The 16,915-nt window shown below is 56.5% G+C and carries 13 protein-coding genes; 7 read left to right on the top strand and 6 right to left on the bottom strand.

Annotated features, from left to right (window positions below; translation table 11 throughout):
• Positions 1-43: 43 nt before the first annotated feature.
• Together BN1233_RS07785 and BN1233_RS07780 are read right to left on the bottom strand one after the other, a co-directional pair.
• Positions 44-1,018, bottom strand: a complete 975-nt coding sequence (locus BN1233_RS07785; protein WP_046862908.1) for a 2-dehydropantoate 2-reductase — start codon at positions 1,016-1,018, stop codon at positions 44-46.
• Between the two features lie 535 nt (positions 1,019-1,553).
• Positions 1,554-2,609, bottom strand: coding sequence for a YeiH family protein (locus BN1233_RS07780; RefSeq protein ID WP_046863207.1), 1,056 nt, complete (start codon positions 2,607-2,609; stop codon positions 1,554-1,556).
• A gap of 675 nt (positions 2,610-3,284) precedes the next feature.
• On the opposite strand from BN1233_RS07780, the gene BN1233_RS07775 reads away from it, so the two are divergent.
• The 6 genes from BN1233_RS07775 to BN1233_RS07750 all read left to right on the top strand — a co-directional run bounded on the left by BN1233_RS07775 (position 3,285) and on the right by BN1233_RS07750 (position 9,252).
• The gene (locus BN1233_RS07775; RefSeq protein WP_046862907.1) at positions 3,285-4,532 is read left to right on the top strand and encodes an aromatic ring-hydroxylating oxygenase subunit alpha; all 1,248 of its coding nucleotides are present in this window, start codon (positions 3,285-3,287) and stop codon (positions 4,530-4,532) included.
• Between the two features lie 150 nt (positions 4,533-4,682).
• Complete coding sequence (locus BN1233_RS07770) at positions 4,683-5,222, top strand: aromatic-ring-hydroxylating dioxygenase subunit beta (RefSeq protein WP_244470968.1); 540 nt, start codon at positions 4,683-4,685, stop codon at positions 5,220-5,222.
• Between the two features lie 133 nt (positions 5,223-5,355).
• Positions 5,356-5,727, top strand: a complete 372-nt coding sequence (locus BN1233_RS07765; RefSeq protein ID WP_048709543.1) for a Rieske 2Fe-2S domain-containing protein — start codon at positions 5,356-5,358, stop codon at positions 5,725-5,727.
• Entirely contained in the window at positions 5,699-6,847 is a 1,149-nt protein-coding gene (locus BN1233_RS07760; RefSeq protein WP_048709540.1) for a 2Fe-2S iron-sulfur cluster-binding protein, read from the top strand. The genes BN1233_RS07765 and BN1233_RS07760 overlap by 29 nt, the downstream gene beginning before the upstream one ends.
• Positions 6,848-6,854: 7 nt before the next feature.
• Positions 6,855-7,625, top strand: a complete 771-nt coding sequence (locus BN1233_RS07755) for a sulfite exporter TauE/SafE family protein (protein ID WP_046862906.1) — start codon at positions 6,855-6,857, stop codon at positions 7,623-7,625.
• A 577-nt stretch (positions 7,626-8,202) separates the two neighbouring features.
• Positions 8,203-9,252, top strand: a complete 1,050-nt coding sequence (locus tag BN1233_RS07750) for a LysR family transcriptional regulator (RefSeq protein ID WP_244470967.1) — start codon at positions 8,203-8,205, stop codon at positions 9,250-9,252.
• 355 nt (positions 9,253-9,607) lie between these two features.
• Here BN1233_RS07750 and BN1233_RS07745 read toward each other — a convergent pair whose 3' ends face one another.
• Positions 9,608-10,360: a hypothetical protein gene (locus BN1233_RS07745; RefSeq protein WP_046862905.1), complete on the bottom strand. Its 753-nt coding sequence runs from the start codon at positions 10,358-10,360 to the stop codon at positions 9,608-9,610.
• 74 nt (positions 10,361-10,434) lie between these two features.
• The gene (locus BN1233_RS07740; protein ID WP_046862904.1) at positions 10,435-11,310 is read right to left on the bottom strand and encodes an amidohydrolase family protein; all 876 of its coding nucleotides are present in this window, start codon (positions 11,308-11,310) and stop codon (positions 10,435-10,437) included.
• 853 nt (positions 11,311-12,163) lie between these two features.
• On the opposite strand from BN1233_RS07740, the gene BN1233_RS07735 reads away from it, so the two are divergent.
• The gene (locus BN1233_RS07735; RefSeq protein WP_046862903.1) at positions 12,164-13,501 is read left to right on the top strand and encodes an MFS transporter; all 1,338 of its coding nucleotides are present in this window, start codon (positions 12,164-12,166) and stop codon (positions 13,499-13,501) included.
• 1,279 nt (positions 13,502-14,780) lie between these two features.
• On the opposite strand, the gene sorB is transcribed toward BN1233_RS07735, so the two are convergent.
• Positions 14,781-15,107: a SorB family sulfite dehydrogenase c-type cytochrome subunit gene (gene sorB, locus BN1233_RS07730; protein WP_046863202.1), complete on the bottom strand. Its 327-nt coding sequence runs from the start codon at positions 15,105-15,107 to the stop codon at positions 14,781-14,783.
• 5 nt (positions 15,108-15,112) lie between these two features.
• Complete coding sequence (sorA, locus tag BN1233_RS07725; protein WP_046862902.1) at positions 15,113-16,321, bottom strand: SorA family sulfite dehydrogenase catalytic subunit; 1,209 nt, start codon at positions 16,319-16,321, stop codon at positions 15,113-15,115.
• Between the last annotated feature and the right edge of the window lie 594 nt (positions 16,322-16,915).

Raw genomic sequence — 16,915 nt, 5'->3', positions numbered from 1 at the left:
TGCTCCTCTCCCGCTGCGGGGCTTCAACTTCGATTAGTGATTGCTAGTGGAGGCTCGCCATTCGTGCGCGCTGCCGCACGAGGGCGAGGACGACATCGATCGTGGGGGTCGGGACGCCGACGAGCCGCCCCATCTCCTGTACGACCGTGACGAGCGGATCGATCTCCAGGGGGCGGTTGCGTTCCAGATCCTGAAGCATCGAGGTCTTGTGGGCGCCGACCGCTCCGGCGCCATCGATGCGGCGCTCGACGTCGACTCTAAAATTGACTCCGATCGTGTCGGCGATCACCTTGGCTTCCAGCATCATCGCCTTGGCGACGACGCGCGTATCCGAGTCGGATGCGATCACATCCAAGGTCGCGCAAGTCAGTGCGCTGATGGGGTTGAAGCAGAGATTGCCCCAGAGCTTTAGCCAGATCTCGTCGCGGATCTTGTCCAGGACAGGTGCACGGAGGCCGGCCGCCGCCATGAGTTCGCTGAGCTGCTGGACGCGTGCGGAGCGCTCCCCATTGGGCTCGCCGATCGGGAACTTGTCGCCATAGACGTGCTTGATGACGCCCGGTTCCACGACCTCGATTGCTGGATAGACGACACAGCCGATCGCGCGCTCAGGCCCGAGCGTGTTCCACTGCTTGGCGCCCGGGTCGATGCTCTCCAGCGTCGATCCCTCATATTCGCCGCCATGCCGGTAGAAATACCAATAGGGGATTCCGTTCACGGCCGTGACGATGCCCGTGTCGTCCCGAAGCAATGGCTTCAGGGCATCGACGACGCCTGGCACCGAATGGGCCTTCAAGGCGACCACGACGTAATCCTGCGGACCCAGTTCCGCCGGATCGTCAGTGCAGTGAGGACGCGCGACGACCTCATCGTCCTCCAGCACGACCCGGACGCCGTTGCTGCGCATAGCTTCGAGATGAGCGCCGCGCGCGACGAAGCTGACATCGGCTCCAGCCCTGTGCATCAGGGCTCCCATATATCCGCCGATCGCGCCGGCCCCGTAGATGCAGACCTTCATGGCACTCGCTTCCACCCTCTGCAGCCGCCCAGCTGAGGTATTTTGTATTTGGTATGCCAGAAGAATACAGATTCCCACCCGCGTCAAGCCAGGGTCGGAAAATTTCTGAACGGTCAGGTAAGTGGGCTGGGGTTCGTCACGCCTTCAGCAGTCGAGGCCGCACCTAACCCGACTGTCTCCGGGTTTGTGCTCGGCACCCCCAGCCCTTTCCTATCGCCGCAAGTTTCTGGCCGACCTATGGTCGGTCCGCGGGGAGCGAAGCGGTGATACGCTCATCATCCCGCCGACGGCTCAGGCACGCGACGTTTTCGTGTATTTGCCCATTGGCGGAGCCGTCCCGCTGGGATGACAAGGCGGTGTGCTCATCACCCCAGCATTAATCTCAGCAGGTCCCGCCTTTTCGAGGCCGTGGGGCCCTCCGCAAGGGCACATTATCTCGCGCCTCGAGCAACCGTACCCAATCCAGGCCCCCAGTCGTCTGATCCTCGCCGGCAAATATCGCAACTGATTGGGACCGATGGGCCTGAACTGCGCCTCAATGCATCGCGAGGCCAACAGACATACATATGAATATGATACATGCTGCTCCAACAAGTGTCGCAATGTGGCGCCAACCAAGTGATGCGATTGACCGCAGCGAGGTGTTTAGACCCAAGGCAGCAATCGCAAGCAGGAGACCCCACGTTGAAAACGACACGAGGACAGTTTTGATCGGAGCGAAAACGGGGGTAATTTCCGGGTAGTTCTGTGCAATGCTGTTCACGACACAGAGTGCCAGAAAAGCGAAGGCAAAGGTCGGCATCGGGACCCTCCCCTCACCACCACTTAGCCCCGAGCGAGTGAAGTAGTAGCCGACCAACAGCACCACGGGAAGGAGGAGGAAAACGCGGAAGAGCTTCACGATCACGGCCGCGTTTCCGGCCTCGTCCGACACCGAGTATCCAGCACCCACCACCTGAGCGACGTCGTGGATCGTTCCGCCGAGCAGGATGCCCGTTATGTGGTCCGTAAAGCCTAGCCAGTGGCTGAAGAGCGGGTAAAGAAGCATTGCTCCAGTAGCAAGCAAATTCACCCCAATCACCACGAACGCAATGTCAGCGTCTTTCTCCTTGTAGCTGGGCACAACCGTCGATGTCGCCAAGGTTGCCGAAGCTCCACAAACCGCAGTCGCCGCCCCAGCAAGAGCTGCATACATCGGAGACTGCCCAAAGACTCTCGCCAACGCAAATGATGAAATCATCGTGACGATCATAGCGATCACAACAACGACAGCGGCCCCAATACCGAGATCGAAGATGTCTCCCAAGGCAATCCTCAGTCCGAGCAGGGCAACGGACCACCGCAGGAGAGATTTTACGCAAAAGCGTAGACCAGGCTGGAACAAGGCGTGACTGGCTGATCGATGAAGTAAGATACCGAGCAGGAGCGACAGCACCATCGCTGGCAGCGGCAGCCCGGCAGGAAGCATCGGTTGAAGCCATGTGCCGATGATTGAAACGGCAGCCGCAAATATCAAACCTGGAGCAATTTCGTTGATGAAATTGAGGGTTGATGCTGCTCCGGTAGCCGCAGGCGTTGCCGAATTCGACATGCACAATTTCTCCCAGACAATCCGAATCGGCCGATCCGAGTTATGCTCGAACCAGCACGCCGAGGTGCAATGCGCAACGTCGATCAGGGAAAGCGCATCGCACGTTCCTCGTATCCCCAACAAGAGCATCTTTCTATTTGAGCGTTACTGTTGAGTGATCGGCCTCCTCTATCATCGGCACTCGGCTGGCAGCACTCAGCCTCTGCTCAAGCAATGCCGGCCTTTGCTCGTGATCTCTGAAGGACGGCTATACCTCTCGCATCATGCCTCAGCTGAAGTGAACCTATCGCACAACAGGTTGGCGTGAGCGCATTCCATCCGTTCTCGTCTCCCTTCCACTCACATTGTCGCTCATGCTCGGCATGGCTCGCGCCGCCCAAAGCCACTTGCACCCGAGCGCCGCCCCTGCACTCCTAGAGCCGCCACTAGAACTATCGCCAGATAGAGACTTTTAATTAGTTCCCGCAGAGGCCGTAGGCCATCTTCGACCTCAGCGATGCCGGGGTTTACCCGAAGCGGCCTGAAGCGCCAGCGGCAAATTCGGCTTCTCTTTTTAGCCGCTCGACGCTGGGTTGCCCGGAGCACCCTGGCCAGCGGCATCGACCGAACGTGGTGAGAGGCGTAGTGCCGCCACGTCCGGCCCCGAACTGGCACGTAGCGCGAGGAGCAACGTTTATGCCCGCTAGAAACTACAAGCAATGGACTGCGAACCCGCCCCTTCAGGCCGGAGAGTGGATCGACAGCAGGATTTACACCGACGAGAAAATCTTCGAAGAAGAACTTGAGCTCATCTTCAAGCGCACGTGGGTTCCTGTCTGCCACGAGTCGGAACTGCCAAAGCCGTACGACTTCCGCACCACCAGCATTGCCCGTGAGCCGATCGTCGTTTGCCGCGGCCCCGACAATGTTGTGCGTGCCTTCCTAAATGTCTGCCCCCACCGCGGGATGATCATCGAACGCCGCCCATCCGGTAGCTTCTACGAGGGCCAGCCCTCGGGCAATCCGAAGCGGATGACCTGCATGTTTCATGCTTGGCAGTTCGATATGAAAGGAAACTGCGTCTACGTCAGCCGTGAGAAGGAGGGTTACCAGGATCGGCTCTGTAAGGAGGATGTCGGGCTCCGCCGGCTCCGCTGCGAGGTCAAGTTTGGCGGCTTCGTGTGGGTCAGCCTAGCTGACGATCCCATTCCCCTGGAGGATTGGGCCGGGACTCCGTTTGAGTGCTTGCGCAAGACGCTCGACGCAGAAGAACTTGAGGTTTTCCACTACCACAAAGCAATTGTTGATACAAATTATAAGCTTTGGCACGATACCAACTGCGAATTCTATCACGACTTCATGCACTACCATAACCGCGTCACGGGATTTAATGACGCGTATTTCGCGAGAAAGAACGAGGCTTTCGATCACGGTCATATCGTCGTAGGCACCTTTGAGGTGAACTACGAGCAATACGAGGGGTTTGAGAGCCGAGCTGCATTGTCGTTCCCTCACCTGCCGCCCAATCAATGGTACATGATCGACCTTTTCCCCGGGATGAACTTCAATCTCCGTGGATCAGCCCTCCGCTGCGATATCGTCACTCCGCTCGGCCCGAATAAGACCATGATCGAGTTCCGCGGCCTGGGCTTGAAACGAGATACAAAGGAGGAGCGGCAGATCCGTATCAATCACCACAATTCAATCTGGGGGCCTTTCGGCCGCAACCTGCATGAGGATCTCATCGGTGTGCAGGGACAAGGTACCACCATGCGACCAGGCACTGAGTCCCGCCGCGTTCTTCATGGACGCCAGGAGAACCAGACAATCCACGATGAGAACGGCATGCGCCACTACTACGACGAGTGGGGTCGGTGGATGAATCGCCTCCCCAGCGATCCAGAGAGAACCTACGCCGAACCAGCGGTCGTAGCTGCCGAGTAGCCCACACGTCCGGTCGTCTGGCGGGGCTTACCACCCCGCCAGACGACATCCAATTAATTAGCTCCGGTTGTCTCGCCCCGAGAGAGTGCCAAAGAGAATCTGCCGGTGGGCCAGCGCAACCCGTGCCTCCAAGCAAAATCGAAGGAATAGATGATGAAAACGCCAGACATTTCTCATGCGATCGCCACGACATCCGGTTCGTATCATGAATTGCAACGGTCGTTGGTGCGCGACACGATCTATCAGGCGAGCATTTTCCTAGACGACCAGCGATGGAATGAGTGGCTCGCGCTTTGCGCGGAAAATTTTACCTACGAGATCAAGTCGTGGAGCCCCGAAATCAACTACGACATGACGTACTTGCATGCCTCTCACAAGGATCTCGAAAGCCTGATCCGCCTACTTCCTAAACATAATACCGATCACTCCCCGTTGACGCGCCATACGAGTGTTTACACGGTCGAGATCTCATCTGACGGGAGAACCGCATATGCAATCTCGTCTGTTGTCATCTTCCAACACTTGCTGGATGGCACAAACTCTCACATTGACTCCGGGGAAAGTCGACTCTTCCTGGTGGGGAAGTACTATGATCAGCTTCAGCTTGGAGATTCATCCGCCAAATTTCTGACGCGCGAAGTCAGACTGATGAACCGCCGGCTCGACAAGGGATCACATTGGCCGATCTGACGGGCAAAACTCGATGAACAGCGGCTTACCACGGCAACAAATCTTCGGCATCCATATCCTCTAGGCATGTCGAAGTTCAGCTTTGGTTGTTGTTCATTTCACGTGAAAACGCATTACAAATCTGGCGGTACTCATGAGCTGGAAATATCTTTGCGACGTTTCCGACGTGCCAAGTAATTCATTGAAGCTGGTGGACGCCGACGGCATCAGGATCGTCGTGGCGAATTACGGCGAGGGATTTCGCGCCATGCCACCCATCTGTCCTCATATGGAGGAACCTCTGGATGAGTCTGGCGTGATCGCGAGTTGTGTACTTACGTGCACAAAGCACCTATGGGCATGGGATCTCCGAAATCTGGACCTGATTGGGGAGACCGAGAAGGAACTTAAAACCTACGAAGTAAGGCAAAACGGCAGCCGCCTACTCGCTTTCGTCGAGGAGGAACTGACCTACGATTTCGACGAAGAGGCCGAGGATGACTACGATTTCTTTGCGAAGGCGTGATCCGGGAATGGACATTGGCCACGTTGCAGATGGGTTTGGTTCGGATCCAGGAGTTGCCGAGCCCAACGCCGATAGCTATTTCGTGGAGGTGCAATCCAAATCCGGTTCCGTCAGCTTTGCATGCGGTTCCGGCGACACCTTACTTCACGCCGGCCTTAGCCAGGGACTTACCCTCCCGTACGAGTGCGCAACCGGCACGTGCGGTAGCTGTCGTGCCAAAGTGACCGACGGTCGAGTTGCCGTCGAGTGGGACGAGGCTCCCGGACATAGTCGGGTCAAGCGGGATCGAGGCGAGATCCTCATGTGCCAGTCGCGGCCGCTCAGTGACTGCGTGATTCGCGTTCCAGCCAATGTCGGCATGGGCCTCCCGCGATATACGGTACCGGGCCACCGCAAGGGGCACGTTGATGTCATCAGACGCCTTACGGCTGATGTCATTCACTTTGAGGTTTCTCTCTCGGATCCGATATCGTTCGATGCGGGCCAGTTCGTGCTCTTGCAGATTGCAGGACTCGAGGGGATGCGCGCCTACTCGATGGTGAACTACGGCGGGGACCCGAGGCGCCTCAGCTTTGTTGTCAAGCGAAAGATCGGCGGTGGCTTCAGTAACTGGCTTTTCGAGGCAGCTCGGAAAGACCAAACTGTAGACGTATTCGGTCCTCTTGGTCGCGCGACGTTCCATCCCGAGGAAAACCATAACTTACTGATGATTGCCGGCGGATCTGGCATTGCTGGAATGATGTCAATGCTCGAGCGCGCAACGCAGGAAAACTACTTCGACAACCACAAAGGCTATGTATTCTTCGGCGTGAGGACGCTTTCTGACTGCTTCTACCTGTCCGAGTTCAATCGGCATTTGAGAAAGGCGAATGACAACCTCGAGATTACAGTAACGCTCTCGAACGAGAGTTCCGACAGCCAATATCACGTGTCCTTTCCGGAAATTCGGATTGCCTCAGGCATGGTCCACGAGGTCTGCGCGCAGGCGATGGAGGGCCGCTACGACAATTTAATGAGTTACATCGCCGGACCACCACCAATGGTCGACGGTGCATTGCGCGCCCTGATTGTCGGTGCTCGGGCAACGCCTGATCGAATTCGGTACGACAAATTCGGATAGCCCTGCAATGTCGGGCGGGTGGATAGCAACACTGACGCCAATGCTTCTGGGAATTGGGCTTCTTGCAGGCCTCATGATCGGCTGCATAGGCGTCGGGGGCGTCATCCTTACGCCGACCATGACGCTTGGATGCGGAATACCCATTAGTACAGCTGCGTCAGCGGCGATGATGGGGTATATAGCGACGGGACTGTCCGGTTCTCTACTGTTCGGCCGGAGCGGAGCTTTGGATCGGGGGCTTGCGCTACGTTTATGCATTGGCGCAGCTCCGGGAGCACTGATCGGTGCTTGGGCCATACAGATCGTGAACCCGATGGCAATTCAGGTCCTCATCGCAGCACTTGCAACAGGAGCCGGGCTCAACAGACTGAATGGCGAGTGCAGAATGGACGCGGTCCCATTTCCCTTTGGTTCTGCAAGTGCCATCGCGCTAGGAGGAGCTATCGGCCTGATTTCCGCCATGACCGGGACTGGGGGACCGGTGGTCCTCGTGCCATTGCTCATATGGCTCGGCTTCCCGATACTAGCCGCAGTCGGCCTTGGGCAGGCAATCCAGATCCCCATCGCCTTACTAGCAACTGCCGGTGCCTACTTGCTCGGCTCCCTCGACACCCAGATTGGAGCGCAACTTACGGCTGGGCTCGTCGTCGGCAGCATTGCGGGAGCGAGAATCGCCCACCGCCTCCCGGACAGAGCTCTGCATGCAACCGCTGCGGTCATCCTCATAGCGACTGGCGGCATCGTCACGTTCAGGCTAATCGCGCATTTCTTGGCCTAAGCACCACAAGCATCATCAACGAGATGGTTATCTCTGCCTCAGTGCGGTGATATTGAGATAGTCAGCTCAAGCTGGTGCCTGTGACTGGAGTTGTGCGCTCTCCGTCCAGCTGATCCCGGCAAGGATTCGGCCGCTTGCTGCCCATCTCTTCGGTGACAACGACCACTCTCAGCCAGTTCGCCGAGCCACTTCCCTGAACCTCTCCAACCTGTGTGGGATGCCTGCTACTTGGCCGCTTGATCGCACTCCCGCTAAAATAACCTAGCCTGACAGCAGAGATCGCGTGTTGCAACCCGTGGAGCTCCGATCGTCCAGATCGGCTTTGCCGGCTAATGTAGCGGCCCCAATGCCGACCCTATTAATCCGTGGCGCGAACCCCTAGTTGGGCACAGGATGCATGCGGGCCGGCACGTGACCGCATCGGTCAGCGATGTCCGACTGCCCTGGCGGCTAATCAGGTATGGCTGATAGGCAACAACCGTACATTTTCGCGTTTGAAAAAATTTTTCTATGAGGTAGCCTCGAAAATTGCGGGTGAAAGTGAGGGCGAACTCACGAGCCCTGGACTTAGGGTGGAATGCCGATGTTCTTGCGCCAATTTAAGTACCTTCTCGCCGTAGTAGACGAAGAGCATTTTGGAAGAGCCGCCGAACGCTGTCACGTTACGCAGCCGAGTCTTTCGGTCGGCATTAAGCAGCTCGAGCTCGAAATCGGAGTACCGATTTTTCTTCGTGGTCGCGGGCAACGGTTCCATGGGCTCACACCGGAGGGTGAGAGAGTCGTTAAATGGGCGCGTAATGTCGTTGGTCATTGCGAAGCAATGCGTGATGAGATTGCGGAGATGCGCGGAAACTTATCAGGACGACTTCGAATGGGCGCCATGCCCTCGATGTCACCTGTTCTTCCGGTCCTGCTCCAGCTCGTACGAAAGCAGCATCCAAATGTTGTTATGGATGTTCGCTTTCTTGGCAACGATGCAATGAAGACAGGGCTCAATAACTTTTCTCTGGATGCCGCACTGGCTTACCTTGATACGGCTGAGCTCGGACGACGAAACTCTTTAAAGATCTATACGGAAAAGCTCTGTATTCTCGTTCCGGACACAGCCGAATTTCAGGACAGGACAAGCATCACATGGCGGGAGGTTGCAGAACTGCCCCTGGCCATGCTCCGCCCAGCAATTCATGAACGACAGTTTGTAGATACGATTTTCGATCGCGTCGGCTGTCATCCGGTACCGCGGGTTGAGTCCGAGTCCATTTTACACTTGATGTTTCAGGTGCAGTTCGGCGGCCTCTGCACGATCATCCCGGAGCACTTCACCCGAATGCCCGGCCTGCATCGCGGCACGAAGGCACTTGAAATCCTCGAGCCCGTGGCCAGCCAGGACGTCGGCTTATTCTGGGCAGAAGGTGAGTTGATGACGCCGATTGCAAGTATCCTTGTTGCCGCTGTGAAGGACTTGAACAAGCGCGGAGGCCTCGACCAGATTTTAAATAGGGCTACCACCGAACCTCCGATCAGTTGGCCAACGGATGTACCGAGCGACGTCCAGTTCTCAATCGAGTTTGGCAGATCTCCTAAGCCGAGGCCAGCCAACGCTGAGTTATCGCCCGTGCCGAAGTGATCGAACTTCGCCGACTCTGTTGACGCGCTACCGGGCCATCGTGGCCGGCCTACAGCTGAGACCATCACCTCCTGGCTCCCAGACGGATGAAGTGCTGAGGAGGGAACAGATTCGCGGCTAATTCGAGGACAGGCCAGGTGCAATCAGGAAACTACTCATTGCTTTGGCTCGAATGGCAGGCTCACTTTGCAAGCGCTTCGGCATGCGCCCGAGGTATGGCTGAAGTCCGAACGCGTGATGACTTCGGCTACCCGGTCCAATTCCATCTATGGCCGCCTTGACGACGAGGATCTTTTGGCCCCGCCAACAACTATCGTACCGGATCGCTCTCCACTCGTGGCCTCTCATCTGGACGTCAGCGGGCCTGGAAGAGCATGGCCAACCGCTCATTTCCCTCGCTATTAGAAAGCTGCGAGGCCGGCAGAATAACCTCGTTGCAGCCGCCGGCATGCGCAACATCGTGGCCTGGACGGATATAGAAGAACGGCTCTTCCACTTTCGCGCTACCCGCTCTGAAACCGAGGACGCGCTGAGAGTCCGATGTGGTCTCAAGACTAAAGTCATTCGGCCGCACGACGATGCTCTCATCTATTTCGCCCTTACGCTGCACACTCGCCGACGAAATTGCGGCAGCCGCTCTAGACAGCCATTGAGTGAGCGTATTCAGTTCATCCTGGTAGACATCCGGCGAAAATTCTACACTATCCCCGGACATGAGTTCGGAAACGTCGTAGGGTAGTGCCTTCGAAAAACGCCTACGATCAATTCCGCGGTGAAGGAGCTCGATTAAGAGCCACGCCTCCACATGCGCCGGCGAGTGCTCTCCGACTCGAAGAGGATGGTTGGCCGCCTCTCCGCTTTCTCGAAATTGCAGCACCATCTCCGGCAATCTCAGCTCCAACTGCAAGTCTTCGCCAAGGCATCGTGTCGTGATAGCTTTCCGAGTGTCACACCACCGTAATGTGATGTCGCCACTGTCACCAGTTGCCGGACCATAGCTCTTCTCGATCCGGGCAAGCCACTGCACGAGACTGTGAACCTGATACCGAGCCTCCTTGAGCCGCTGCGGATTGGATGCGATCACGGAGGGCCACTCTTTCGATGTCATATCTTCGTCTCCCTCGCCCTTTTTTGCTGCTCGATCAGAACAAGAGTTTCTTCGATACTGGATGCCGATTGGCATCAAGATTTGATGCCAAGCCTGAACAGACGATTTGCATTCTTGAATGTCGCATGCTCATAAGCCTCCTGGGAGAGGCCCAGCGCGCCGAAGTCTTCCACGCCCTGCCGCATCGGGCGGAACGGATAAGAGCTTCCGAAGAGGAATTGATCTTTCATAAAGCCGTTCGCGGCTTCGACATAAAGGCCACCTCCGGGAGAGAAGGTATACATGTCGGGCGAGACGAAGACATTCTCATTGCGGAACGCGACCGTAATGATCTCGGAAACACGTGGATAGAACCCGTGACAACAAACAATGTTGAGCCGGGGGAAGGTCCGCGCGACGACATCGACTGCGAGTGGATCATTGAACGATAGATCCGGCGTCGTAGGACCGGACATTATGAAAGCTGGAACCTCGAGCGCCTGGCACAACTCGTACAGTGGCATAAGTCGCTCGTCGGTGGCCTTGAGTGGCTCCGCATAAAATCCCGCATCGAGGTTGATGCCCTTCAGGCCGAGTTCACGGACGGCACGCGTCGCCTCTGCCAGCGCCGCATCGGTGCCGAGTTCAATCGGATCGACAGATGCGATACCGATGAGACGGCCCGGTGCCCTGGCAGCGATCGTGCTCAGATCGTCGTTGCTGACCCGCACGCTGGGAACACTCCGGGCGACCATCACCGCGACTGTAATCCCGGCTTCGCCCATCTCGGCGATAAACCCGTCGGTATCGCGCGCTCGCGCAAAATGGTCGACCTCTCGGCTGCCGACGCGCCTGTTGAGCCAGCGCACTACTTCAAACTGGGGCGTATTGGGAGTTGACCCGAAGAACGGGTGAAGAAAGGCTGGCCGGCTCCGCATATCGACGATCGGGTGGCTTGGCTTAGAAATCATTTTCCAGTTCCGTCCTGAAATGCTGGCGTTTCGCTAAGCGGCCCAAACCTCTGCGTTCCGTAGAGACTGCACACAGGAGCGGTCTCTAGTCCGAGGAGGCTGGTCGCGAATGTACATCCGGTCTGATCATCCGCCCTCTCAGAAGGAACCTGAATCGGACCGGAGCTACCTTGAGGCGCATCTCAGCTCGAAAATATTTGAAAGTTCGGATCGCTGGATAGGCACGTTCTATTCGGAACTGCTCATGTGAAATGCCAGTCCCCTACGCGCTATTGCTCACATCCTAGCGGCTTGACACGAGTTCGCGGAGAGGCACCACATCGCCGTCAATGCATTTCATAGGCAACGCCTATCGATACCTCTTGAATAAATATTAGCTCACGGAGCAGAATACCGGCAAGGTTTAGGTGTGCCTTGTTTTGCACCTCGGTAACGGAATAGCGGAGGGCCGAATGGTTGTATGAATATGCACACGGCGGGCGCTATTGCTCTTCCTGCTTACTGCTGGACTGCGATGACATCATTTTCTGGCCGCCGAAGTAGTCGTTGCAGCGGCAAACGGACGAGCGGGTTTGTACTTCGCCCATTTGCCTCACGTGCGTCGATAGTCGGTTTAGATCATAGCGGACTGTTTCTTACGAGTCAGATCATCCCAAGTTGCATCTCTAAGGAGAACCATTGGAGAGCTACCTATCTCGATGGCGATATGGCTGCGTCACGCTCAGTCCGAACTCATCGAAAGTCATGATTTGCGTTTGTCACAGCTACGGTCGCGATTTGGATAAATTACTCTCTCGGGCGAGGAGGATTCAGCCTCAATCAGACAACAACCGGAAATAGGAGGAACGCTACAATGACTACAGGGATCAGCACAGTAGGTTCGGTCGATAAGATTTTTGAACCTGCGGAGGCGGTTGAGCACGCTGCCGCGGAAGAGCCCAAAATTACTAAGAAGGCGCGCAACACTATCACGTTGGCAGCAACTCTAGGGTATCTGTTCGACGCGTATGCGATCAATATTTACGGCATGACACTCGCGCTGATTGCGCTCGATTTCAATGTCAGCATCCAGGTCATGGGGATTATTGGCTCGATCTTCATTGCGGGATACATGCTCGGCAGCTACGTTTTCGGATTACTTGGCGATCGGTTTGGGCGGAAGCATACCCTGGGGTTTTCCATCTTCGCCTATGGTAGCGTGACTGCATTGACGGGCTTTGCAACGAACCCGGTCCAATTTGCAATCGGCCGCTTCTTTACGGGCGTGGGCGGCGGTGGCGAGCTAACGGTCGGAGTCCCCTACGTCGTCGAGTCCTGGGATAGTAAGAATCGGGGGCTTGGCGCCGGCCTGATGTTCGCCGGTTACGCGCTCGGGGTCGTATATGCGGCACTGGTATCCGCACTCATTCTTGAGTGGCTCGGCTGGCGGGCTATGTACTTTCTTGCAGTTCTTCCGGCAATTATCATCTTGTTCGTACGAATGCAGCTTGAAGAAAGCCCCAGCTATCTCGCCACAATGGAGAGATTGAAGCAGGCTCGTCGCAAACCCATTTCTTTCTGGTCATCTCTCAAGGCAAGCCCAACGATCCGACGTAATCTCGTTTGGGGCTCCCTGATCTACGTCTCTTTGGCATGCATCTATTATGCAGAGACCGTATTCGCAGTCCCGTTCATGGTATCCGAACTCAAGATGAGCACGACCGTTGCGGTGGCAACGCTCGGCCTGTTTAACCTCTCGATGTTCGCCTTCTCGATCATCTGTGGCGCTCTTTCCGACAGACTCGGTCGCAAGATTGCAGGGTCCGTAACCCTGATTATCTTGGCAATTTCTCTCTGGGTAATGTTCTCAACGACGTCAATTCCACTGTTCGTGCTCTTTGGAATCCTCGCATTCGGCGGAATCGGCGGCTCTTGGGCCATCGGGATGGTGCATGTGGCCGAGTTGTTCCCGACTGAGATCCGCGGCTCGGGCTTTGGGTGCTCGGTTGCGCTTGGCCGCTTTCCGTCGATCTTTGCGCCTGTTGCTATCGCTTGGCTCGCGAGTGTGGCTCCCGGAGGCATGGGTGACGCAATGAAATACTCCTGCGTCGTCCTGGTCTGCGCACTGCTGGCTTACGTCTTTGGCCCTGAGTCGCTCGGCCGGAAGGAGCACGATATCGGCGAAACAACGGAGGGCGGCCAGGTAAGTTAGCGACTCTGTGCCAGTTACATCGCTCATTGTCCACTTTTCATGCCGGACCTCCTGGTCCGGCTCTCTTCTGCAAGACTCAAGTTTAGATCGTGGTGGAGCATTTTTGGCGTATGCAAAAGGTCCAAAGTTCGGGTTCGCGGCCTTTCAGATCGCGGCGGAGCTGATCATGATGGCCTCGTTATTGTCCGGACCTGCGAGCGCGTATCGTGCTGGCAGTTGAGACTGGCAGTTCCGTCCGGCATGCAGCCGGCGCTACGAGGTTAGCCCTTCGACGGTCGAAGGCTGATGCGCCGCGCACGCGAAGCCAGTTCGTCGGCGCCAGCTTGCATCGGCGGGTCTCGCCGACCCGTCCTCGAACCTGTCTCGGACAGCCGAGGTCAATTATCCAGCACATGCCAAGTGGGCGCTCGGTCTTGAAGCGCGCGACGTTAATAAAGGAGGCGCCCTCGAAGAAGACTGACGCCTTGCCCAATGCCGTCTCAATGGATCAAGGCCGGAGCTATCTCACGAACCGTGGTTTAGACTCGCATAGGTCGAAACAGTCCTACGGATTCACGAGTCCAGTACAGTACTCGGAAGGAAAGCGGGGTCGGCTCCCAGAGCTACCACACAAATCGCCGATGACTTGCCAGTTCACATAGACGCAGACAGAAAAGGCCAAAACAGCGAGAAGAATAGCCAGTATCAACGTAACCAAGGCCGGGTAAGCGCGAAAACGATGTATCAACGCGCAACCAAAGGTGAATGCAGCAGCCTCTGCAAAAACCATAACCATCTAAAATTACTCAGGTCCCTTTTTCACTGCACTTTACCGCAGGCCTACACAAAGCATGAGATCCATCAGGGCGAAGCCCATAAACGCGTCCGACTGCCGGGCGCGAAGGCTACAAAGTGCAACCAATACACGGCCCAGCCTCAATGTTCCGCGTTTTATTTTTACACTGTGTCCCAGGGCAGCGGCAATCAGCCTCGCCAGCAGATCATCATCCGTCTGCGACTACATCCGAAAGAGGGGAATAGCAAGGCTCAAAACGGCCAAAGGTGGCGAACTCTGCTCGTCGAGTATCGAGGCATAGAGCCACTTAGATGCTCAACGTTTGCAGGCATTCAAATCGATACGAAGCATTATACAAGACGGAAACACAGAAATTCTTTGTAGCTTCAGAGTCAACGATGACAGTTTTTGGTTTTCTTGGATATATTCCCTCGTCTGGACATTGCCCAATACATCTTTAAACAGGTTCACGCGGGCAGCTGCGGCAGCGACCCTTGGATAAACTCAATATGCCTTAGCAAGATAGGCGGCAATTGCCTTGCTGTCATCTTCACCGATGGGCGCATGGTACACCTTTATCATCTTGACCACCTCGCTCTCCCAGAAGGCCTTGCCTTTCTTTGGGGGCTGCATCGCGATGTAATCCACGGAGTGGCAGCTCACGCAGTTGATCTGAGCCGCCTCGAAGCCGACCTCGTACCCCTTGAGCTGCCGCAGTTGCGTTGTTGACTGTGGGAGTTCGTAAGTGCGTGGCTCGGCAAGAGCTCCACCGGCAGTCAGCATGCCCGCACTCGCGATAGCGGAGAGAAGTTTCCTCGTTGTCATCATCATCTCCCTCACACTGCCTGCACTCGGGTGATCTCGACCACGTTACGCATGTACCCGGCCGGGTTCCAGCGTGGCTCCATTGGCTGGCTCACCCCGTCGTTGCCGGTCGCGCGTACTCGAATTGCATGCGAGCCCGCAGGCAAATCAACCTGAAGCGTCCAGGACCTGAAGGAGTACCGGCCGAGGTCGTCTCCGAGCTCCGCGCGGATCCATGACTTACCGTCATCCAGCGAGACATCGACCTCCTTTATTCCGGAACCACCGTTGAAAGCGATACCACGCAGGTCCGTTCGCCCGACACGGACCTTGGCACCGTCCGTCAGGTTCGTGAGGAAAGAACGAATACTCAAGCGGTTGATCGGCACTGTGCCGGTCGGAGGTTGGCCTGGCTCGGTACAGGCACAGGCATTGCTCGGAATGCGATAAGCTGTCTTCATCCAGAAGCCTTCGTACGGCTTGTCGAGCACCGTAATCGCGTTGAGGTGCTTGACCCAATAGGTGCCGTAGAATCCCGGCACCACGAGACGAAGCGGATAGCCGTTGAGCCAGGGCAGATCCTGCCCGTTCATCGCGTAAGCGAGCATCACCTCGCCGTCGCGCGCATGGTCGATCGCAAGAGCCTTGGCGTAGTCTGGCGTTTCAGGCAGCACCGGCCCGTCGAGCCCATCGAATGCGACCTGCACGGCTCCTGCCTTGACGCCTGCCTTGTCGAGCACGGACTTTAGCGGCACACCCATCCAGCGCGCATTGCCCATTGCGCCATTGGCGAGTTGCCCACCGGCTACACGCGGCTCAAAGAAGCCTCGCGAATTGCCCGAGCACTGATTGACGGCGACAATCTCTACCGGCGTCATCGTCTTCAACTCAGCCAGCGAAAGCGATATCGGATTGTCGACATAGCCCCTAACTTCAAGACGGAAAGTTTCAGGGTCGATCGATAGCGGGATGTCAGCGAGATGGTAGCGGACGAAGAAGGCATCGTTCGGCGTGATGACACCTTCGTCGAATACGGAAAAAGGCGTCTCGAGCTGAGGCGGTCGGCTCGTCATCTGCAGCAGCGGGCGCTTACCCGGATAGCGCACCAGCGGCCGCTCACCATTCTCGAAGGGAAGCATCACTGCATCGTCCGCCACTGCTCGCATAGATTTTAGCGACGCGCCGACAAGAACCAGCGTTCCCAGCCCAGCGTATCTAAGAATTTCTCGCCTGTTTGCCATGAACGTTTCTCCCTATAGTTCCTCGCAAACACTGGATGCAGGCTTTCTCAAAATCTTACTATTGGCCTCACTGCACGGGATAATCTGTATCATATATTTGCCTTTTGTTTCACCAGGCGTTTAGGTGAATCTCCATCGCAGCCAGGCGCGTAGATCCAACTCCACATGCCGAAGCTAAGCAACGGCGTCACGAGGCCGACGAGAACAGACAGATCTGATTGACAGCATTTCCGTGGGGGAAGGCCGTCGCTGTTGTCGACGTGCAATCGAGGTCCTCCAGCCTGAGACCAGAACAAAAGCTCTCACGCCCGTGTCCCAACGTGATTCCTTTGATGGTCAATCCTGAGCTGTTCAGTGCCTATTCTCCTTGATGAAGAAGAAATAAGTCTAGCTCCGTAGGCTAGGCCAATATAAGTTTCCTCTCGGCACATAGGCGAAGCTTATTGCAGGTGCTGATCGTGCGCGCATCAATCTGCGCGAGTTTGACCTCGGATTACCGAACCCGCATACAACACGGCCGAGTATCCGACCGCATTCATAGGATCAGCAGCCTTTCTCCGAGACTGGCGTGTCCACCCTATCCCATTGGTCTAC

The organism is Microvirga massiliensis (assembly GCF_001006805.1).
Lineage (GTDB): Bacteria > Pseudomonadota > Alphaproteobacteria > Rhizobiales > Beijerinckiaceae > Microvirga > Microvirga massiliensis.
Note: the sequence above shows the minus strand (reverse complement) of the source record. Positions and strands in the feature narration are given on the sequence as shown.